15 protein-coding genes are annotated in these 21691 nt (G+C 61.6%); 2 read left to right on the plus strand and 13 right to left on the minus strand.

The features are described 5' to 3' along the window. The 5 genes from B2G71_RS22890 to B2G71_RS22910 form a co-directional block, all read right to left on the minus strand. A partial coding sequence (locus tag B2G71_RS22890; protein ID WP_141521678.1) for a transposase occupies window positions 1-281 on the minus strand: 281 nt, incomplete at its 3' end. Window positions 282-333: 52 nt separating this feature from the next. Next, window positions 334-1086, minus strand: coding sequence for a hypothetical protein (locus tag B2G71_RS23915; protein ID WP_141521679.1), 753 nt, complete (start codon window positions 1084-1086; stop codon window positions 334-336). Beyond that, window positions 1079-4537, minus strand: coding sequence for a TM0106 family RecB-like putative nuclease (locus tag B2G71_RS22900; RefSeq protein WP_098108975.1), 3459 nt, complete (start codon window positions 4535-4537; stop codon window positions 1079-1081). Before B2G71_RS22900 ends, B2G71_RS23915 begins: the two co-directional genes overlap by 8 nt. A gap of 61 nt (window positions 4538-4598) precedes the next feature. Beyond that, window positions 4599-5096, minus strand: a complete 498-nt coding sequence (locus B2G71_RS22905; RefSeq protein ID WP_141521680.1) for a hypothetical protein — start codon at window positions 5094-5096, stop codon at window positions 4599-4601. A gap of 61 nt (window positions 5097-5157) precedes the next feature. Continuing rightward, on the minus strand, window positions 5158-6633 hold the full coding sequence (locus B2G71_RS22910) for an ADP-ribosylglycohydrolase family protein (RefSeq protein ID WP_098108977.1): 1476 nt from the start codon (window positions 6631-6633) through the stop codon (window positions 5158-5160). A gap of 91 nt (window positions 6634-6724) precedes the next feature. On the opposite strand from B2G71_RS22910, the gene B2G71_RS22915 reads away from it, so the two are divergent. Continuing rightward, window positions 6725-7336: a hypothetical protein gene (locus tag B2G71_RS22915; RefSeq protein ID WP_141521681.1), complete on the plus strand. Its 612-nt coding sequence runs from the start codon at window positions 6725-6727 to the stop codon at window positions 7334-7336. Here the strand turns inward: B2G71_RS22915 and B2G71_RS22920 are convergent. The 7 genes from B2G71_RS22920 to B2G71_RS22950 form a co-directional block, all read right to left on the minus strand. Further along, window positions 7333-9474, minus strand: a complete 2142-nt coding sequence (locus tag B2G71_RS22920) for a 3'-5' exonuclease (RefSeq protein WP_098108979.1) — start codon at window positions 9472-9474, stop codon at window positions 7333-7335. The genes B2G71_RS22915 and B2G71_RS22920 overlap by 4 nt on opposite strands. Before the next feature lie 306 nt (window positions 9475-9780). Further along, the gene (locus tag B2G71_RS22925; RefSeq protein WP_098108980.1) at window positions 9781-12660 is read right to left on the minus strand and encodes a site-specific DNA-methyltransferase; all 2880 of its coding nucleotides are present in this window, start codon (window positions 12658-12660) and stop codon (window positions 9781-9783) included. Then, window positions 12660-13661: a hypothetical protein gene (locus B2G71_RS22930; RefSeq protein WP_141521682.1), complete on the minus strand. Its 1002-nt coding sequence runs from the start codon at window positions 13659-13661 to the stop codon at window positions 12660-12662. The genes B2G71_RS22925 and B2G71_RS22930 overlap by 1 nt, the downstream gene beginning before the upstream one ends. Further along, on the minus strand, window positions 13654-16647 hold the full coding sequence (locus tag B2G71_RS22935) for a DEAD/DEAH box helicase family protein (protein WP_346426952.1): 2994 nt from the start codon (window positions 16645-16647) through the stop codon (window positions 13654-13656). The genes B2G71_RS22930 and B2G71_RS22935 overlap by 8 nt, the downstream gene beginning before the upstream one ends. A gap of 431 nt (window positions 16648-17078) precedes the next feature. Then, window positions 17079-17897: an EcsC family protein gene (locus B2G71_RS22940; protein WP_098108983.1), complete on the minus strand. Its 819-nt coding sequence runs from the start codon at window positions 17895-17897 to the stop codon at window positions 17079-17081. Beyond that, window positions 17898-18524 (minus strand): DUF4230 domain-containing protein, encoded by a 627-nt coding sequence (locus tag B2G71_RS22945; protein WP_168176469.1) that lies wholly within the window; start codon window positions 18522-18524, stop codon window positions 17898-17900. It lies immediately after the preceding gene. Window positions 18525-18597: 73 nt separating this feature from the next. Then, window positions 18598-19602 carry a WYL domain-containing protein gene (locus B2G71_RS22950; RefSeq protein ID WP_240530320.1) on the minus strand — a complete coding sequence of 335 codons (1005 nt, stop codon included), beginning with the start codon at window positions 19600-19602 and terminating at the stop codon, window positions 18598-18600. 207 nt (window positions 19603-19809) lie between these two features. Here B2G71_RS22950 and B2G71_RS22955 point away from each other — a divergent pair, with 207 nt between their 5' ends. Then, a complete protein-coding gene (locus B2G71_RS22955; protein WP_098108985.1) occupies window positions 19810-20817 on the plus strand; it encodes a GSU2403 family nucleotidyltransferase fold protein in 1008 nt (335 codons plus the stop codon). Here B2G71_RS22955 and B2G71_RS22960 read toward each other — a convergent pair. Further along, the gene (locus tag B2G71_RS22960; protein WP_098108986.1) at window positions 20814-21542 is read right to left on the minus strand and encodes a hypothetical protein; all 729 of its coding nucleotides are present in this window, start codon (window positions 21540-21542) and stop codon (window positions 20814-20816) included. The two genes, B2G71_RS22955 and B2G71_RS22960, sit on opposite strands and share 4 nt — an antisense overlap. Window positions 21543-21691: the final 149 nt, after the last annotated feature.

Below are 21691 nucleotides of genomic sequence, written 5' to 3' on the forward strand. Positions count from 1 at the left end.
TCGTGCCGTCTTTGATAAACCCCTTGCGGACGGGGCGGGCCATACGTTTTTAGGATGTCGCGCTCCTCGGTCACCCGAGCCAGCTCGCGCTTCAGCTGGCGGATCTCAGCATCCTTGCCAGCATCGCCGGATACGACCTTCGCCAGCTGCCGCTTCCACACATACAGCGAGTGCGCGCTGACCCCGAGCCGCTGCGAGACCTCCGCTACCGGATACCCACGCTCGGTGATCTGGGCCACCGCATCACGCTTGAACTCATCACTGAAATTGGGCTTCCCCATCGTCGCCTCCTGTCCTCAAAATTAGGATCCAAGGCGTCCAGAAATCTAGGGGCTACTCACCCATTTCGCGATGCACATCACCGGAGACGACCTCAAACTCGGCCGCTTGGCGCCCGATTGCAGGTCGGACGTACTCTTCGATCAAAAACCTTCGGATCTTGTCGGCGATGCTTTCATCAGTGTCAGGATCGCAATCGGTACCTACAATTTCGAAACCATGCTGTCTCAGAATCGAATTTGCACCGCCGGGGCCGTTGCCGCCGTTGAAGTCGGCGTTCTTGAGCACGGCCCCGCCCTGAACATGGCCGTGTGCGACCCCCACAATGGCTTTTGCAGGATATCGAGCCGTGCTGCCAGGTCGCAGCACCCAATAGTCGCGTGGCATGCCGAACGCATTCTTTTCGAGAAAGTCCTCAAGCCCTAGTTTGTCGCAGTCGTCCATGGCTGCGAGGATGGCCTCTCGATCTATTGCTCCCGATGCGCTCACTTCCGGTTGCGAGATTTCGTAGCCAAGTTCCTTTAGGCGTGAAAAAGCTCTGTCTTCCCCGAACCCATTGTAAAAGGTTCGTGCTGTCAGTTTTGGGCCGTCCAAAAGGTAGGAGAGGGCCACCGCTGCAATCGCTTTTGCGGGATACTGTCGGCCCTCATCCATGAGGACCCAACGGCGAGGCAAGCCAAATCCATGAGCTTTGAGAAAGCCACTGGTTCCTTCGCGTTCACACTCTGCGACTGCGGCCTCAACTTCCGTCCGAGTGAGCTTACGCATGAAATAATCAAGTGCGCTGTTAGATAGTTCGTCAGACAACTGCGGTCCCCTGCTCCGCCACCCAGGCGAGCGTGTTCACCAGTCTCAGGTGTTCGACCGATTTCGCTTCCAGTTCCAGCAGCTTAGGGTTCGCCAGCACGATGGCTAGGGTCCTTGCGCGGCTGATCGCCACGTTCAGGCGGTTCTTGGAATAGAAGAACTCGACGTGACGCGGCAGGTCGTCGGGGCTCGAGGTGGCGAGGCTGATGATCACCACCTCGGCCTCCTGGCCCTGGAACTTGTCGACGGTCCCGACACGCGCCCTAGGAGGGAGGGCGTCGGCCAGTGCGTTCACCTGCATGTTGAACGGGGCGACGACGAGGATGTTTTCCCAGCCGATCACCCCGGTGCTGCCGTCGCGGCGGGTGAAGGGGGTACCCAGCAACGCTTCGCAAAGCGCCTTGACGCGCGCTACCTCAGCATCGCTGCGCTGGCCGCAGCCCTCGTGGTCCATCGCCACGAAGCGGATGCCGTGGCTGGCGAGCGCTGGGTCATGCCCTGATGCTAGATCGAGCGCCTGCCGGGCGCAGTCAGCGTGCGCGTGCAGCCGCCCGTCATAGACCGCCTCCGAAATGAAGCCGCAGATGTCGGGATGCATGCGCCAGCTGGTGTCGAGCAGGATGCCCCGGTCGGGCGCGACGGTCGCCTCGCCCTGCAGCAGGTAGTCGAGCGCCGAGAGACCGCTCTCACCCGGATGCGCGCCCTGGATGGGCTGGGCCAACTGCATCTGGTCGCCAACCAGCACGATGTTGCGCGCCGCCGAACCCATCGCGAGCAGGTGGCCGAGCGAGACCTGACCGGCCTCGTCGATGAACAGGTAGTCGAAGTACTGGTCGAACATCGGATCGGCGAACAGCCATGCAGTGCCGCCGACGAGATCGGGAGCGTAGTCGGCGACGTCCTTGTTGCTCTCTACATCGGTGATGATCTCGCCCTCAAGATAGCTGCCTGGATCGGTCCGCGTCGCCTTCTTGACCCCGAAGAACCGGACATTGCTCTCAATGGCGACCTCCTCGACCTTGCGCAGCAGGTTGTTGACGGCCTTGTGGCTGTTCGACGACACTCCGACGCGCTTGCCGGCCGCCAGTAGCGAAACGATCACGTGCGCGCTGGTGTAGGTCTTGCCGGTGCCGGGCGGTCCCTGGATAAACATGTAGGACTCGTCGAGTTCGAAGCAGCGCAGGGTCGCAGCCTTGAGGAGGTCCTCACCGTCGCAAACCATCGGTTCGTTCACTTGGTCGACAAGGCGCGGCGGCACACGTTCGATGAAATCGAGCAGGGCCCTGTAGCGAGGGCCTGCAGTCGTGTCCGAGGCGGTGTCGACGGGTGTTTCTTGCTCGACGACGCCTGGTTCGTCTTCATCGGGAAGACCGGCCCAGTTGCGTGCCACGCGGCGGATCGCGGCTTTGAGGATACCGTTCGGCACCGTTGGCTCGGGGATCAGCGATCCATCCTGCGGGAATCCGCCGGCGGCAGCCTTGCCGCGCTTGACTGTCAGCACGCCCCCGCGCGCGTCAATGCTTTCGATCTTGCCGACCTTGATCAGCGAGGGGGCATGCAGCACCGCGCTGCCTTCGCGCAGCTTAGTGTCCTGCGGGGGGAAGGCATAGCGGACGACGATGCTGCGCTTCTCGGTCGTCTGCCACGCGCCGTCCTCGTCGGGGAAGGGCGAGATGGCACCGATGCATTCGCCGTCGTCGATGAGTTCGTCCTCGTCCTTTTCGCAGCGGTCGAACATCGCCCAGAAGGCCGGCTTGTCGGCTCGCTGGAGGAACTGGGTCAGGTGGCCGACGAGTGTCCGGCCCCGTGCGCTTGGCGGGAGCGGTCCGATTTCGATGGCCGCAACCAGCGCGGCGGCCGCTTCCTCAGCCTCGCGACGGGCTTCGGCCTTATCGTCCGGCACCGCCACGGCAGGTCCGACCTCGCGCCAGGGGAGGCCATCCATGCGCAGCGAAACCAGCCAGTCACGCAGTGCCTCGGTGTTCTCGCAGTCGACCTTGTTGTAGGCGAGGATATCGTCGAGGATCCGCTGCTCGCCGGTCTCCTGCCATGATTTGTACTCGACAATGGAATCGCCAGCGCTGGTCACCGCTTCGGTGCGCTTCTCGGCGAAGAACACCTCCATGGTCTTGAGCGAAAGGTCGGGCTCGCTGGTGCGGATCGCCTGGCGCAGGACGGCATAGAGGTCGACCAGTCTGCGCTCACGGAGCAATCGGTCGACAGCATCCTCGCGGCTGGCATGGAGGGTGGAGAGACGTCGCAGCGCAGTCACCTCGTAAGGCGCATAATGGTAGACATGCGCCCCGGGGTTGGCGTCGAGGTGGGCCACGATCCAGTCGACCGTGCTTTCGAAGGCGACCCGTTCGGCATCCTCATCGTGGCCCCAGCGAAAGCGGAATTCGGGCGTGGAGCCGTCGCGGTAATGGAGGCCCCACAGGTATTCGCGCCCGCCCGGGGTGAGCGGGTCGCCTTCGAGGTCGAAGAACAGGTCAGCGGGGTGAGGCCGAGGCAGCAAGGCAAAGCCGCGGCCGGCTTCCGGGCTCAGAAGCTCAACCGCCGGCTCGCCACCGTCGCGCCTTGTGTGCTGGAGACGGGCCTGGGCTCGAAGTTTCGCAAATGTGGCGGCGGCCATCCGCGGCACGCGTTCATCATCGGCCGCGTCGGCCAGAGCCGCCATGGTCGTTATCCCAGCCGCCTCTAGCTTCGCCGCCTGCGGACGGCCCAATCCGGCAACGCGGCTCAGACGGTCCTCTTCTTCCCAACGTGCGGTGCAGACCTCACGCCAGCCGCAGAACTGGCAGGTATCGCAAGGCTGCGGTCGAGAGGGCGGGGCGTTGCCCGCATCCTGGGCGGTGACGAAGCCGAGATAGCGTTCGCGAGCGGCGGCGAGCGTGCGTTTAATCTCGACGAGGCGGAAGCTCTCCTCCGCTCCGGAGCCCAGCGCGACATGGACCCGGCGCGGCATCTCGCCCTGCACCCTGGCCATCAATCCGGCATATAGACCAAGCTGGACGAGGTAGGCCGGCTTGACCGAGCGCGCGAGCTTGGTGTCGACCGGCTCGTAGGACCAGTCGCCCAAGGCCGAAGGGCGCTCCACCCGCTTCAGGAAATCCGCGAAGCCGTGCCACGGCTGGTCAAGAAAGGCCCCTTGAAAGATTGCCGGCGCACCGCTGCGCATCGCCTCGACCGTGGCATCGGCGCGGGCCGATAGACTGCCGCTGGCGGGGATCTCGATCAGATCGACTTCCCCGGCAAGCCGCTGGCGATAAGCATCCTCGTGCGCAAGGCCTTGCTGCTGCACCAGACCCGTCAGTGCGTCGTCCTCGGCCTTCTCGGGAAGCGAGGCCGGATCGCGCAGGCGTTGTAGATCGAGCGCGGTGGCATGGGAGCATCCCAGGAACCGCACGAGGTCGGTCGGGGCGTGGAGTAGTTGTTCGTGGTAGAGGCGCACGGTTGCTACTTTTCCTTGGGCTGGGTCGGGTTGTCGCGGAAAAACGCGACAGGCAACAGGGTCAATGGACAAGCCCAGCGGACTGCCGGACGGGCTCGTCGATCCAGGGCAAGGTCATGAGCCGCGCGGAAACGGCTTCGGAGACAGCGCCTCGAAACCCGCCCGCGAACCGGCTGGCCGCGCGAATGATCTGACGGGGCAACAGGCCATCGGTGGTCCACAGGACATGATATCCTCCGAGCCGCAGCGGATCACCGACCAGCGCGAACTGGACCATCGCCGATTCCACGTTGCACGCATTCACGAACCCGAGCGCAGCCTCTGGATCGCTGCCCTCCGCAAACTCGCAGATGGACCGGATCGCCAGAGTGCCCGCCTCGGGATGGGGATGCAGCATGACGTTGATGGCGAAGGCGGTGACGAGCACTGCCTCCCCGTCAGAATGTACATCATGGTCGATGGCAGCTGCATCCAGCAACCGCGAAAGCGTCGGCACAGTGATCTCGCCGGGCGCAAGGCACTGGTCGAGATCGAGCGTGTGGGGAGTTGAAGATCCCACGGTCTGATTCCTTCGTTTCATGCCGATTCTGTAGGATTGGGCTGCGACAGTTTCGGTCGTTTTAGGCGGCACCGTCGTCGAGCAATCCCTCGGCCATTACCCCGATCCGGTCCCGCCAGGCGAGACGGTCGAGCCATTCGGCGGGGATACTTCGGACGCCCCACGCCGCGCCCGCGAGCTGGCCGGTGATCGCCGCGGTGGTGTCGGCGTCCTCGCCGAGGTTGGCGGCGGTGAGCACGGCCTGACGGTAGGTGCCGCTGCGGCCCAAGGCCCAGAGCGAGGCTTCGAGGCTGTGGACGACGTACCCGCTAGCCCGCACCTCTCGCCGGGGCTTGCCTCGCCACGATCCGCCGCAGATTTCCGCGATCCGGCCGGTGACGCCCGAGGGGCAGCTTCGCAGGATTTCGTCGAGCGGACGGCCTTCTATGGCATCGGCAAGAAATTGCGCCCATGCAACGCAGGCCTCGACCGCCTCGGGCGCGGCATGGGTGGTTCGGCTCTGGCGGGCGGCGACATCCACCAGCTTCGCGCGGTCGCGGTGGAAGCGGATCGCGACGGGCGCGAGCCGCATAAGGCTGCCGTTGCCCGCGCTCGATGGGTTGGTCGATCCCGCCGCAGGATTGCCGCTGTGGGCATACCGCGAAAGCGCGGTTGTGGTCGTGGCGCCGATGTCGAAACAGCGTTCATTGTGCGAATACTCGCCGTGATCGCGCCAGGAGAGGAAGCGGCGCATCAGGTCCGTTTCGTCGAGGTCGTCGCGATCATACAGGCTGTCTGCGAGTGCCAGCGCCATGGCGGTATCATCCGTCCATTCGCCAGGTGCGAGGCGGAAAGGGCCGCCGCCGGTCATGCCGGTGTGGACCGGATAACTGTCCCGCGGGGCGAACTCGAGCGTGGTCCCCACGGCGTCGCCCGCGGCGAGACCAAGGAGCGCACCGAGTGCCCGGTCGCGAATGGCCGCTGCAGAGGTGTCGGGTTTCGGCTCATCAACGCGTTCAAGGGCCAGAACATACCGCTCCTGCTCGCGCGTCTCGATGGCACCGGGCCGCACTTCGCGCACCATGCGGATGGCCTCGACAGGATCCTCGCCGAGCTCCACGAGAAGTCTGGCGGCAATGGTCCCGGCCCGGCCGAGCCCGCCCTTGCAGTGGACGAAAACGTCGAAGCCGCATGCGAGGCGTTGGCGCAGTTCAGCGCCCGCTTCGGCCCAGGCGGTCTCGAAGCCGGCCCCGGGCACGCTGACGTCGCGGATCGGCAGGTGATACCAGTCCATGTGCCGGGCCGCGACGGCCGCCCCCATGCCCTCGACCTGCAGCGCCCTCAGCTCGTGCTCCTCGACCAGCGTGACGACGGCAACCGCCCCCCAGTCGCGCACCGCGTCGAGATCAAGGCCGAGGTCGCGATCCCAGGCACCGGACATCGCCGAGAGCTGAGTTTTACCCGGGCAAAACGAGAGGCCGATCCGGCTGCTCAGGGGAGTCTGGAGAATGGCAATCTGGAGAGGGTGGGACTGACTTGATTTGGTGACCTTGGTCATGACTTGGTGTCCTTTGCGTTTGATGGCAAAGGGATAAGCGGGTGCGATGCGCTCATGTGATGTGCTCGGAATTTTTCGCTGCGGAGAGGGAATGAGACGCAAAGCAATAGGTTTTTACTGGACTTTGCCTGTGCCTTGGGCGGGCTTCAAAGCAGTCGATCCGAGCGATATCGAAAAGGCTTCAGCGCAGAGCAAGACCATCGCCATGCAGCGCAAGGTCGTATGGGGTTACGATACGAAGCATTTCGATATCGTGGAAGAATCAGCCCTAGTCGAACTCGCGCCGGATCGGGGGACGAAGGAGTTCGTCGCCGAGCTCAACAAGCTCGTTGCCCGGGCTTGCGAACTCGAGGCAACGATTCTGTATGTCGATTTCGGAGCGGCCATCCAGCAGCGCAGTCACCAGTACCTGCAGGAATTCGTCGGGGATCATGAAAATTTATTCCTGTCTATCTGGCCGGCTCCGGAGGACGAAGAGTGGTTCCGCGAGCACTTTGGATCATGGCGCGACGAGCAATCCAAATGGACCAAGGGTAAGCAAAAGCGTGTCGAAGCCGCGGTAGCGCGCGCGAAGGAACTGATTGCCGAAGGCGCTTCACTCAAGTCCGCCGCAGCGGTGCTCGAAGGCGAAGGTCTGCGGAGCGCAACCGGCAAGGTATGGACAGCAGATAGCCTACGGCAATCGCTCAAGGTGAACAGCTAGGTGAATAGGGAACCACTGCGACCCTTGAGATCATCCAGAAATTCGCTTCCGGGTGCGATGCCACTAATCAAGAGGTGATCGCGGGCACGGGTGCTCGCGACATAGAGCAATTGGCGCTCGGTTTCGTAGGCGGCCTCCAGATCGGCCACATCTCCGATAGCGGCCAGGCGCGTGGGATCGGGAAGGACATCCTCGTCGCAGCACATGACGATGACTGACCTGAACTCAAGCCCTTTGGCTTCGTGCATTATCGCAATAGTAGGGCCATCCGCCTCCCGAAATTCGAGGTGTGCTGCGCGTACAGCATTTCGGGCACGCCCCAGCTGATCTTGCGAGCGAACGAGGACGCCAATCTCCGAAGGTGAGATCCCGTCTTGCACGCATTTGACGAGAAACGCCGCGACCGCCTCGCGCTCGCTTTCTTCGTCGTCCGCCAGATTTACTTCAGGTGATGGGCCATCGAAGATGGAGACGGTGCCTCGCCGTCCCTCCTCAATCCCGTCCACGTCGGCGATGGCAGGTGGCAGCAACCGGTCAGCCATTTCGCGAATCTGATGCGACGTGCGGTAGTTCACCTTGAGGGCATGGCTGCGACCGCGAATATCGAGGCCGAGGCGTGCCCAGCTGAAAGGCAGGTGGAAAATACGCTGGCCGATATCTCCTGCAAGAAACAGGGCGTCGGGTCGCACCTGGGATAACCGGCCCAGGAACTTGACCTGTGCGACGGAAAGGTCCTGCGCCTCGTCGACGACGGCATGGCTATAGGGCAAGGCACCGGCATCGCTTTCCAGCCGACCGTAGAGCTGAGGCCATGTGGTGGCACCACGACGCCCGAGGCGCTCACGTATGAATTCGAAGACGGTCCAGGCAGCTTCCCGTTGCCCCGAACCCAGCCGTGTACGCCGCCCAATGCGGGGTACGGTCGCGTAGGCCTCAAGATCGGGGAGGTTCCAGGCATCGACGACCTCGTCCCACTCCTCGAACAGGAAGTCGCGCGTGAAGCCCTTACCGAGGCCCGCGTCCTGTGCATCGGCAATCGCGGCGCGCACGAGCGCAGGGTTGGCAATGCTGGGCTGGCCATATCGGCTGGTGAACAGGTCGAATGCTGCCTGATCGAGCGTGCTCACCGTGATCCGCTTACGCAGTTCAGGCTCGGCCTCTGTCAGCACGTCCCGCTTCCTGAGAAGAGCGGCCGCCAAGGGCTTCGAGAAGGTTGTGAGCAACACCTTCGCCGAAGGATCAGTTCTGGCCAAATGGGCAGCACGATGCAGGGCGACGATGGTCTTGCCGGTGCCAGCCGAACCGGTGACGCGCGCAGGGCCGGCCCAATCGCGCTCGACGAGAGCGCGCTGGACGGGATGGAGGTAGACCGCCCATTTCTCGAAGGGCTGTTCGAGCGCGGCGCGCAGTTCCTCGATGTTGTCCAGCACTCGGAAGCGGCGCTGGGCATCGGGATGCGCGAAAGGATCGGCACCGGCGTCGGCCCTCGTGGCCACATGATCCTCGAGCCTGCCACCAGTGGCGAAGTCGAGCAAAGCCTCTGCCGCCTCTGCGGGCAACAATTCGAACAATTCGTCGACGAAGTCGGATTGCGTATCGCGGACGGGATCAAGCCAGCTCGAAGGGACACCGACGTCGAGCAACTGGTCGTCGGTCAGGCCGCGGAAGGGCTGCCCCATGACGACGGGCACTTCGTCGACCTTGCGTGCCGGTACCAAGCGGTCGCCATCCGCATTTCCAGCTTCAGAGAGCGAAATCTGATGTGTGCCAATTGAATCGATTACATCGTGCAAGGACTTGGCGATGCCGCCATCGACCACCGGCACCTCGACGAACTGCATCGCCCCGGTGCGTTCGTGTGGGATGAGCCGCTTGCGTTCGGCCCAGCGGTAGGCGGCGTCATGGTGGCCAACCCAGGCGAGCAAGGTCGTATCGCCATCCTTGTGGAGCACGATCCGCAGGTCTTGGCTGACTCGTACCGTCCAGAAGCTTGGGGCCCTTTCCACTCGATGCATTTGCAAGCCGTTTCCGGTCGGGTCGCGAAAAAGGCGCATCGTGGTAAGATCGACCTGCTTCTGCTCGTTATGGGTCAGCCTGCCGACTGAGTCATTGAAGGTTGACGCTAGGAGGAATGGCATCCCGGGAACTCAAATTTCGCCCAACAATTTCGACGCCTTCTTGAGAGGTGCTAGTAGCGATTTGCTTTCGATCCTCAAAAAATCGATCTGTTGTCGAAGGCCTCTCAATTCATCTAGTAAACGATATTCAATTTCAACAGTTTGAAACCGACCCTCGCAATTTTCGCAGAATCTCGTGCGGAGGAAGTATCCAATATCGGGATATTCACTATCAGTGTATTTCCCGCTCATGTAATCGTTAAGTGAATCGCATGGGTGAAAGTCCTTGCAAGTTGGACACCAAACGATTGTTGCGCTCTTACCCACTCAAACCTCCACCACTTTCATTACCTCGTCGCCGAGGTGGTTGATGACTTTCACGGCCACGCGGCCGCCGGTAGGACGGGGGAAGGGGCGTGACCGGGTTTTCTTGAGCGACTCCCAGGCCTCCGTATCGATCTCGGCTTTCAGGGTGGTTTTCAGCGCCTTGTAGGGATCGTTCGCGCCGGGGAAGTAGGCGTGGCGTACGAAGAAGCTTTCGTAGTTGTAGTCGGTGTCGATGAACCAGACCGCAATCTCGTCGGGATCGTTGCTGACGATCTCGCCGCCCTTGTACATGTCGATCCCGGCCACCTCGATGCTGATGCGACCGTCGCCTTCATCGTGGACCGCGATGTCCGGTTCGCCGAACACGGTGAAGAGGTTGCCCGCGCCGGTGTTGGCGAGGTCCGGCATGTGGAGGTCAGGGTTGATCCGCGCCTGCAGGGCGGTGAGCGCGCCCATGCCCTCGAACTCGCTGGCGTGGGCATCGAAGTTGAAGGCGGCGGCGATCAGAAGGTCGAAGCCTGCCTCCATCGCCTCCTTGGCCGCGCCGACGAGGTCGGGGCGGCTGACGGTGCCGTATTCGGGACCGATGAAGATCGCGGCGCGCTTTTCAGGGGCATCCTCGGGATCGGAGGACTGGCGCACGCGGCCCTCGGCGGCGACGAAGCGGCCGGGCCAGGGGGTGAGGCTGGCGAAAGTCACCCGGTCGGCCTTGTGCGCCTGCTGCACGCCTGACTTCTTCAGGTTGTCGAGCACCATCTGCACGAAGTCGGCCGCCTCGCCGCCGCCGACGGCATCGGGCTGGCGGCGCCCCTCGGCGGCCTCGAGTTCGTCGAACAGGCTGTCATCCACGTCGACTGCGGGGACGCGGTGGGGCGAGAGGCTCTCGACCGTGAAGGGCCCGGCGACGCGCACCCGGCCCTTGTCCTCATAGGGCTGGTCGTAGAGGTATTCGGTATCGGCGCGCGCGGCGATGGAGGCGTCGATCTCCTTCTGGCGGGCGATGCGGATATGGCGGGCAAGGGCGATCAATTCGTTGTGGTGCATGTAGCCCTCGCGTTCCCACTTCGGCGGTGTGCATCGGAGTTCGCCGACAATGTGGGCTACGCAATTGGGCTCGACCTGCAAGAGGGGATTGCCGTGCTTTTCGGCAAAGCCATCCTGAAAGACTTCCCACTCCTCTTTGACCTCACCGGGGAAGAACGGCCTGATCCACTCGAAGAAGGGCAGGTACTTCTCCCAGATGGTGTCGATTTCGGCGTTGTTGGCGATGGACTTGAGGGTGATGTGCGGCACGCGCTTGTAGACGAATCCCTGGCGCAGGCGGTTCTGGGTGGGCGAGGTGGCCGGGGGCAGGCGGGTGACCTCGGCTTCCTTCTTCTGGCCCTCGGGGCTGTCGGCGAGGAGGTACCAGGGATAGCGCGCGCCCATCAGCCGAGCCCGGGCAAGCGCGAGCGCGACGCGGCTGGTGTCGATGGTAATCCACCGCCGCCCCCACTGCTCGGCTACATACGCCGTGGTGCCCGAACCGCAGGTCGGATCGAGCACGAGGTCGCCGGGATCGGTTGTCATCAGGATGCACCGTTCGACCGTCTTTGAGCCAGTTTGGACAACATAAATCTTCGGATCAGTGAAACTACCCGTTCCCGTATCCATCCAAATATTTGTATGTGGTGATAATGGAAAGTCATCGATATATTTGTAGGTGGCAATAGTAGTTCCACTTGGCGTAATCATGTCCGCCCTCGTGAGACGATCCATCCCTTCGAGATTCGTTCGCCACCCACCTCGTGGAGGTTTTGAAGTTTTCCCATGCAGCGTGTAAGCGAAGCTAGTTGTTGAACTTCCAGTTGCCGAAGTCATCCCAGAGAGGCGATAAATTTTGCTACCAACAGGCAATGAACTGGGGTTGTCAAATTCCTCAGAAGTCAAGTTTCGTCGGGTGCCATCCGGTAAAAGTACGTGTCGGTATACCTGAACAGCCGACTTGCCTTCGATCTTTGGATACCATGCGGGGCGCATCTTTGCTCGTGAAATGTCCTTTGCATACCACAAGATATAATCGGCAGACGAGGGGAGCAGCGTTGTGGTTTGGCTCCCAGATTTAAAGAATGTGATCTGAGAAACGCTATTTGCTTCCCCAAATATCTCATCAAGCAGCGCCCGAACGCGATGCACATTCTCTTCGCCGATCTGCACGAAGACGCTGCCGCTTTCGGTCAGCAGGTCGCGCGCCACCGTCAGGCGGTCGCGCAGGTAGGTAAGGTAGGAGTGGATGCCGTCGCGCCAGGTGTCGCGAAAGGCCTTTACCTGCTCGGGTTCGCGGGTGAGGTGATCGGCCTTGCCGTCCTTCACGTCGCGGCTGGTGGTCGACCACTGGAAGTTCGAGTTGAACTTGATGCCGTAGGGCGGGTCTATGTAGATGCACTGCACCTTGCCCTTCAGCGCCTCGCGCTCGGCCAGGCTCGCCATGACTTTGAGCCCGTCGCCCAGGATCATGCGGTTCGACCAGTGCTGCTCGTGGTTGTAGAAATCGGTCGCCGCCTCGGGATCGACGCCGTTGAAATCGGCGAAGAGATCGGGCGCGTCATCGGCCTCCTTGTCAGGCGTGGCGCGCTTCAGGTCATCGATCAGCACCTTGGGGTGGATCTTCTCCTGGATGTAGAGCGGCGGCGCCTCGACCACGAGATCGGACCAGTCCGCCACGTCCTTGCCCCGCCAGACGAGCTGCGGATCGAGATCGGCATTGCGCCGCTCGTAAGCCGCGAGGATCGGCCGCTTCACCTCGGCCGGCACGAACGGCTCCAGCTCCGCCGTAGGCGCATTGCGCCGCGAGGCCTCGTCATGGGTCAGGGCATCGACCGAGAGGGGTGGCTTGGGCATTATTTCATCTCGCTTTGAATTTTGGTCGTGACCTTGAGACGCTTCGCCAAGGCTTCCAGTCTTGGGCTCAGGTGCCTCTGAGTGAGTAGGATTGTCTCTACACCGTCGGGGGGAGGGGCATCATTCATCGCAAGAAATACCGCGCGGTATTTCACGCATTGGAATATGCCCCGCTCCATGTCGGCTTCACCCGAACGGTGGGACTTGGCTTCGATCAGCAATGCATTGCGCTCACCGATGTGCACTGCATCAATGCGGTCTCCGGAAGGCAGCGGGTACTCCGTGGCAGCTTTGAGGCCCAAATCAGGGCGAATGCCGAACTTGTCTGGATTATCCCTGGCCCACTCACGCAATTCTCGATGCTCGGGGCTCTCTCCGCCTGGCACCCTGCCGTACATTTCGCCACCGTCATCGACTGCAACCTCGACGTTCGCGATCACATGCGAAGTATCCCCGACGCGGATTGGTCCCAGCTTGGTGCCGTCAATCCCGGGCTGATCTGCTTTTGCTTTTAAGGATTGGATGAGTTCTTCGAGAATGCCCCGAACCCGTGTCCAGTCGGTATTCGTCGACCTGCCTCGAAGCCAGCCGATGCGCATGCTGCCAAACTGCCGGCCATGGTCGAAGGACGGCCTATCCTCAGGAGCTATCTCGAATGCTCGACCGGCCCGGATACAAAAGATATTGTCGGCAAACTTGCCGACGTCGCGGAGCTTGTATTCGCCGAGAAAATCAGCGTCTTCGTACCAGCCTATCAACTTCATGCCACCATCGGCTGGATCCCTTGCGACATGGGCGATGGTCCATTTTTCCGGATGCTCCGGCTTAGGCGCCGGGGCTATACAATAGACCTGATAACCATCTTGCGTTGGATACATGTTGAGGCATTCAGCCCCGAGATTACCGTCTTCGGTGTAGGTGAAGTTGCCATAAGGACTATCGCCTGTGTAGGTGTTGCACCATGCTGTCTTGATGACTGCAAACCGTCTGAAATCAGTCATCTTTCCCTCCCACCTTGTCGAGCCAGGCCGAGAACTTGGCGCCGAACTCGGTCTTGATCGTCCAGACGTCCTCGAACTGCGCGAAGGCCCAGCGGCCCTGCGTGCCCAGTGCGTTGACGCCGGGGATCCAGAGGGTTTCCATGGTGAGCTTCTTGTCCTTGTCGTCCTCGTCCTTCTTGCCCTTGATCTCGACGACGAGGTTGAGCGGGTCGTCCGCGCCCTTGCCGTCGTCGATCCGCAGGATGAAGTCGGGGCGGTAGCGGCGGGCTTCGCCACCCGCGAGGTAGGGGACCTCGAAGCCGAGGTTGTGGTTCTTGACCCAGGCGAGAACGCGGGGGTGCTCGTCGGCGACCTGGCAGAACACGCCCTCCCAGTCGCTGTCGAGTACGGCATGGTTCACGTGGCAGCGCGGGCCGGTGTCGTATCGGTCCTTGCTGGTCATGAAGCTGACGTTCGCGCTGGAGCCCGCCTGGTTGTAGGGATCGAGGATCGCGAGCACGCGGCCGCCGCCCTCCTCGCTGCGGCTGACGGCGGCGATGATACGGTCGGCCACGCGGTCGGCGATGGCATAGTAGAGCAGTTGCAACGGCATCGTGCCGCCCTTGAGGACCAAGCACTCGTTCATCCAGCGCCGGACGACGGTGCGCATCTGCATGATGAGCCGAGGGTTGGGCTGCTGTCCGGCCTCGGTGTACTTGCGCACGACGATGCGGTTGGCCAGGCGGAAGGCGATGGTGGAGAGCCGCTCGTCCTTGAGGTGGTCAAGGGTGAGGGCACTGCTTTCGCCGACGATGCCCGAGTTTATCGTTTCGGTCGCGCCCACCAGTTCGGGGGTCAGCTCAAGAACGGAATCATCGGTGAATTCGGCGTGGAGCACGTCCTGCGGCAGCTCGGTGCGATAGCCCTCGACGCGAGGGAAGCGGATCTCGCTGTCGTCCCGTTCGGGGCTGAGAGCATGGACGCGGACCATGTTGTCCGGCCTGTCGGGCGGGGCGACGACGGCCTGTGCGGTGAAATCGAACGGGATGCCGAGGACGTCTGCATACTCAACCTTGAAGTGGCCATTGTCCTGAAGCTGGTAGGAGCGTCGGCGCAGGGCGCGACCCATGACTTGCTCGCACAGGAGCTGGGTCCCGAAAGCCCGGACGCCGAGGACGTGTGTGACGGTGTTGGCGTCCCAGCCCTCGGTGAGCATCGAAACCGAGACCACGCAACGGATGCCCTCGCCGAGCTGTCCCTTGCGGCCGACGGTATTGAGCACCTCGCGCAGGATCGTTGCATCGTCGATCTTGTCGGCCGCGGCCCGGTCACCCGTGCGCTGGATCAGCTCTTCCTTGAAACGCGCGATTTCGTCGGCCGCCGCGTCGCGGAACTCCTTGGATATGGCGTCACCAGATTCGAGCTGGAGCGAATCGATCAGGAGCGTACGCATGCGGGGCAGGGCAATGCCGTCGGGATCGAAATTGCGGAACAGCTTGCACTTGCCAGCCATGAGGGTCCTGGCGCCGCTGTCATCCTCGATCTCGTATCCCGCGATGTAATCGTGCACGAGCTTCGATGTCGCGGTGTTGTTGCAGACCACGATGAAGACCGGGTCGACATCGATGCCGGCATCGCGCCAAGCGGCATGGGTCTTCTCGTAGTGGCCATAGAGCGCGTCGATGGCCGTCAGGAGCGGATTGGGCAATTTCTGGGGGTCGAGCTTGCCGGCTCCGGCCCTGCCTTTCTTGGGGAGCTTCACGGGCTCCTTCTGGAGGGTCTCCCAAAGGTTCCGGAACATGGGGGTGTCGCCGCCGATGGTGTTGTCGAGGATCGGCACGCGGGGTAGCTTCACGATGCCGCACTCGATGGCGTCCATGAGCGAGAAGTCGCTCATCACCCAGCCGAAAAGTGAGCCCTCCCGATATCCGGATCCGCGCAGGAAGAAGGGTGTTGCCGACAGGTCGTAGACCATTGCGATGCCCAACTCGCGCTGGACGGCTTCCAGGCCCGAAATCCATAGGCGGGCCGCTTCGTTGTTTTCCTTCGCTTCGGCGAGGGCATCGCCCTTCAGCTGTTTGGCTTCTTCAGGCGTCAGCGGCCGCTCTCGGTAGCAGTGGTGGGCCTCGTCATTGAGCACCACGACGTTCTTCAGGCCCATGAGCTCGTTGGCTATCCGCCTGATCATGGCCCCATCGCTTTCCGGCTTCGGCTCGGTCCTCAGTGCGGCACGCTGGACCTTGTTTAGCGGCACCTCATCCTTTCGCTTGAATGCGTGGAAATTGGTGATCACGATCTTCGCCTTACCCATGTCGCGGAGCATGTCCTCGGGCACAATCTCCCGGTCACGGTAATACGCTTCGGTATCGTTCGGCAGGAGGACCCGCAGGCGATCCTTGATCGTGATGCCGGGCGCGACGACCAGAAATCCGCGAGAGTGTCGCTTCGAACCTGGATGGCGTACCGAGTTGAGCGTGTGCCAGGCAATCAGCATGGCCATCACGGTCGTCTTGCCGGCTCCGGTGGCGAGCTTGAGCGCAAGCCGCATGAGCTCGGGGTTCGAGGCCGCATTTGCAGCCTCCAGATGGGCCCAGAACCGCCTGCCCTGCGATGACGACTTGGGCGCGACTTCCGTCAGCCATATGACCGTTTCAACAGCTTCGACCTGGCAAAAAAAGGGCCTTTGTGCCGCGAACTTGTGGGTACGCCAGTGGCGCAACAGCCGAGCCGTCGTCGGCGTCACCTGCCACTGGCTTTCGGGCAACTGCCTCCAGCTGTCGACTGCCGAACGGATGCCATTGATGACCTCAGTCGGATTGTATTCCAGTCCATCCTCGCCGGCCAGGAGGTCCGGCTGGACTGCGCCTTTGCCCTTGGCCTTCTTGGCCTTCGGGATCGGGGAAACGAGTGCGGATTTCCGCCGAGTGGGCTCTATGATACCCGTGGGCTGGCCATTGTCATCGAGGCGCCAATGACGAGCAGGTTCTTCATAGGGCGAGTTCAGTATTGGTGTTGCAAAGAAATTTTCGCTCATCGTGGCCCCATGTAGTCGCTGGTCTGCGCTGAACGGCAATTAAATGCACTATGATGAAGTAATGCATCCAAACTGTAATATCTAATATTTTTGTAAGTCATTTCGTTCAATTTCGACGCCCCTCGGGTCCGTTCGATTCATCGGCTAGAGCTCACTTGAGGATTCAAATTCAACAGACTGTCCAAATCAAGGGGATACGATAATTTCGGTCGCATCAGATCGGACCAAATCCCGGCATCACGAACTCGATTATGACTGGCACCAGTCCCCCTAACGCTTCGATCCGCAAGCGTCCGCCCGCAGTGACAATTTGCCGCTCAGCCAATTGGAAATGATGACGCTTACAGTCCTCATGGTCTCGATTGGCTCGAGCTGGAGTTTAACGCTTTCATCTGCGCGTACGTTCATCGCTTGCCTGCCTTCATTTGAGTGACCACCCGTTCGAAACAGGCCTTTACTTGCTCAGGATCGTGACCACGTTCCAGTCGGCGGAGCCGGAAGTGGACGTGAGCCATTTTCTGGTAGTAGTCGGTAAAAACGGGATTGATTGTCGCTCCTGCGAGAGCGCCGAGAAGCGGTACGGCCTGGCTGATCGCCTTCGATCCGATGTTGGGAAGCAGCCTAGGAACGATGGCGCGCAACAAGGTCTCGAGTGACTTGCCGCGAAGTGCCATCCGCACGCCGAACAGGCCAGTTTCGACCTCATCGTCCTCTGTCAGTGGCCCCCCGAAACCAAATACCGCGATGCACTCAAGGCGTACCGCCTCATCGTCAATATTTTCGCCATATCCGGCTGCAATCTGCTGTATCGAGCGAAGGACCAGCGTGGTCGTTGCGGCGAGGTCGGCGGCTAGCGTCGTTAGTCCACCTGCGCCACCGACCGCACCACTTAGCGATGAGGCGAGCTTGTGCCAGCGTTCTCCGCTGCAATAGGCGAGGACGCGGTTGAGCGTACCTTCTTCACTTTCGTCCGGATGCGTCGTCGAAGCTGCCGCGTAGGATGTGCGCAGCGCGAGATCCGTCGCCTGTGCAATGCCAGCATGCCACCCGTCGGGAACCTTGCTGATCATCTTGTCGATCTGGCCGCCGGCCAAGTTTGAAAGCTTAATAATAAGCCCGCTTGCTTCCCGATAGGACTTCGCGATCTCCCTGAGCTCGGTGATTTCCACTTCGTCGAATGCGGCGCAGGCATTGCCGAAATCCGCTTTGTTCTCAATTTGCATTTAACCGCCCTTGAACCGAACGACGATGTTGACATCGGCTATGTCTGATTGTCGAAGAATTTTCTCAGCAAATCCGCCAACCGCGACTATTGCTTGCTCGCGTGCCTGCTTGACGAGGAAGCTCTGACGAGCTTTTGCTTTAAGCTGCCTCATCGCAGACTTGGTATTGGCCTTTCGAAGTGCCTCCGTGGATGAACTGAACTTCGTCAGGATACCCTCGGAAACTATCAACATGTTCGCCGCATCGACGTTGGGTCGCTCAAGCATTAGGGGAGGTAGGGTGATTGTCATTGTCCTGCTTCCCGCGTTGCCAGCGTTCATGGTGATTGCGCTGCCATCCAGCCCGTCGAGATCGACGAAGTAGTTGACGTATGCCGGAGTTATGAGCACCTGGCGGGAATTGAATACCCATCCTGGGCCAGTCTTATCGCTGATGGCGGTGATATAGGCGCGATATACTACTAGCCTATTGAGCTTCTCGAACCCTTCGAGGATCTCGGCCTCCGCGGTTTCGGATGGATCGCCGGTCAGTTTTTCCCGCAGCCATTGGCGGGCCGCATCGGGAGTGAGGATCAAGGCAGAGATTGCGACCGCAACAGCTACCACGATTATGTTGACGGCGCGCATGGTCATTTTCTCCCAACCGCCACCCGGGACGGCCATGTCGCGATGAATTTCTTGGACGACAGAAGCGGTCGCATCAGACTGAGCCCAGCGCCAATAGCACGCGCTCGCGCATTACCTTGCGGAGCGCTTCCGGGGCTTCGATGCGGATGTCGCCGCCCCAGGTGAAAAGGTGTTCGGCGATCTCGCGCAGGCCCCCCGAGCGGAAACGCACGAGCAGTTCATCGCCATCGTTCTCGATCTGCTGACCGGGATGGAAGCGCCAGCGCTTTGCCTTCTCGACCGCGCTGGGCAGGACCCGGAGCACGATCTCATGGTCCTCCTCGCGCCAGATTCCGAAGCCTTGGGCCAGCCATGCATCGAGATCCCAATCGTCCGGCGCGCAGCCAGGGGTGTTCGATGCCCGTGCGCCGGTCATGCGGTCGAGCCGGAAGAAGACAGGGTCCGGCACTGGTCGGTCGTGGCGTATTGGGAACTGGCCGACGAGATAGGTCGTCGGTCCATGGATCAGCCCGAGGGGTACGACACGACGCCATTTCGCCTCAGAAGCTCCCTCGGGAACGTAGTCGAATTCGATGCAACTGCCCGCCAGGATCGCACCCTGAATGGCTGCAAGCACAGCTGGATCGGGGTCTAGGGCAGGACCTGCGACGACGCGGCTGCGCTGCAGGCGAACCAACGCATCGAGGTCCGGAGCGAGTCGGGACCGCTCGCGTGAATCGAGAGCGGACTTGACCTTGATGAGCAGGCTTTCGAGTTGCGCGGCATGGCCTGTCCGGCGGGTTTGGGCTGCGGCTACCTCTGCTTCCAGCGCGGCAACTTCGGCTGCGGTCGGACGAGTATAGGCTCGGCGCAGCGTTTCACGGATGAAGAAGCGTTTGGTGCGGTCGTCCAGCCGCTCCTCAATGTCGAATTCCTCGCGCAGGGCGTCGCGTAGGCGCTCGGCGGTCCGGCGTGTCACGCCAAGAGCATGGGCCATTTCGTCCAGAGTAAGGCCTTCGCTGGATTCAGAAAGCAGATGGACCAGCGTCAATGCCCGGCGCAGCTTTCCCATGCGTCTTGCCGGCTCGATCTTGTCCATATCACCCGTCCCCCGGTTCCAATACTATGACCGGAACTGTCGCAAGTGTTGCCGGAAAATATGCTAACGAAAAGTCACGACAGACGATATTGCAGGGTTTTAATCGAGATATCGGCCGGACAGATAACTGCCTTCATCGAGATCCGGCGGCAAAGCTGCGCTTATCCCGCAGATTGCCGATATTGAAGAATTGTGGGATAAAACGGCATGGCCGTAACTCGCCCCTTTTCCGATGAGCAGTCCCGACTGCTGATAAATTTGCGGCAGCGCTACGAAACATGGATGGAATCCGAGCGCGCTCTGGCTGTCTTGCCCTACGATCTCAGGCGCAAGACCGTGAGCGGGCGGGAGTACCTTTACCGGATTTTCGACCGCGGGGGAAATGGCGCCAGTCTAGGCCCGATGACGCCCGAGCTTGAGCAACAGTTTGAAGCCTATCATGCCGAGAAGTCAGCGTTGAAGGACCGCATTCGGTCCCTGCGCCCCGTTCTTGCTGAAAGCGCGGCCCTGTACCGCGCACTCCGGCTGCCGCTGCTCTCGTCAGAGGCCGGGCCGATCCTGCGTGAGTGCGACAGGAGGAGCCTGCTCGGCACACACCTGCTCGTGGTGGGGACCAACGCGATCCCCGCCTACATGGCCGAGGCGAATGCTGCGATCCTGCTGCCCGACGAAACCGAGGATTTCGACATCGCCTGGGTGGCCGAGGAGGCTGAGGAGAACGAGCGGCGGGTCTGGGACATGCTCAAGGCGGTCGATTCCACGTTCACGCTCAACACCGAGCGCACCTTCCAGGCGCGCAATGCCAAGGCCTACGAGGTCGAGTTGCTCGTTGCACCTTCGCGCGCGGAAACGCTTGGCTCACGCGATCAGCCCCGGCCGATCCCCTTGCCCGAGCAGGAGTGGCTGCTGCTCGGGCGGCCTGTCGACCATGTGATAGGCTGCCGCGACGGGACACCGGCCCGCATCGTTGCGCCCGATCCGAGGTGGTTCGCCCTGCACAAGCTCTGGATGGCCAGGCAGGCCAAGCGCAATCCGCTGAAACGCCCAAAGGATCGTCAGCAGGGCATGGCGCTGCTCGATGCGGTGGCGCAGGCGATGCCGCATTATCCTTTGGACGAGAATTTCGAAGGTGAACTGCCGGGCGAGCTGCACGATTGCTTTGCAGAATGGCGCGAGAGTTCGTCTGCAACGGCTGCAACCGTGCCGAGGTTCTAGGTTCCGCCGAGCTCTTCCGGGCCCCTGATCAGCCGATTTGTCAGATGATTGCGGAGCACCACGTCGCGTTCGGCGGCGGATTTTCCCAGCCTGTCGAGTACTTCGCGGGACCTGCGTCCGAATGCGGCCAGGAAGCCGGTCAGTTCCTCTCGGATCGGCGCCCGGTCCTTCCTGCGAGTGGTGCGCAAACGGTCCTCGGTCCCGCTTACCAGACTCGGAAGGTAGCGGCGCAGCAGGATCTCGGTCTCGAGCAGTTCCGGATCGGCAATTCCGGCTGCCCGCCGGTGTTCATGGAGCAGGAGCGAGCAATCCTCCCGCGCAGCCTCAAGGTCCTCGCGTCGGCTGGGGGCTAGCCGCAACGCACGCTCCCATGCATCGCCGACGTCCTCGTATCCGGCGGGTTCCTGTGGCGACTTCTCGGCAGTTTGAGCTGCGAAGGCGGGGATCGACCTTGCCGGCTTCGTTGCCGATAGCCTGACGAGGACGGTCAGGAAGGCCACCAGGGCAGACCCCACAGCAGCGAGGGCATGGCTCGCTGGATCGCCGTCAGCCGAGGCCAGGTCGGTGATCGCCATGGTCAGGACGAACGCAGCGATGCCGGCCATCAGCGCAGGCAAGACGACCAGCGCTAGCCAACGCATCACGGCCACCACAAGGGCAAAGGCCATTGCCGCGACGAAACCGGCGGCCCCGATGAGAAAAAGTGCGATCATGATCTTTGCCATGATCCTGAAATTCGGCGTTCATCGAATATTTGCAAGTAGTGAAGAAGCATAGGCGTGTGAGAACGACCGAATCTGACGCAGATGAGCCACTCAAGTGGTGTCATGGCGCTTCCCACGATCAATTATCCTGTTCGCATAAGGCCATGGTC

Source organism: Novosphingobium sp. PC22D, assembly GCF_002556635.1.
In the GTDB taxonomy this organism is placed as follows: domain Bacteria; phylum Pseudomonadota; class Alphaproteobacteria; order Sphingomonadales; family Sphingomonadaceae; genus Novosphingobium.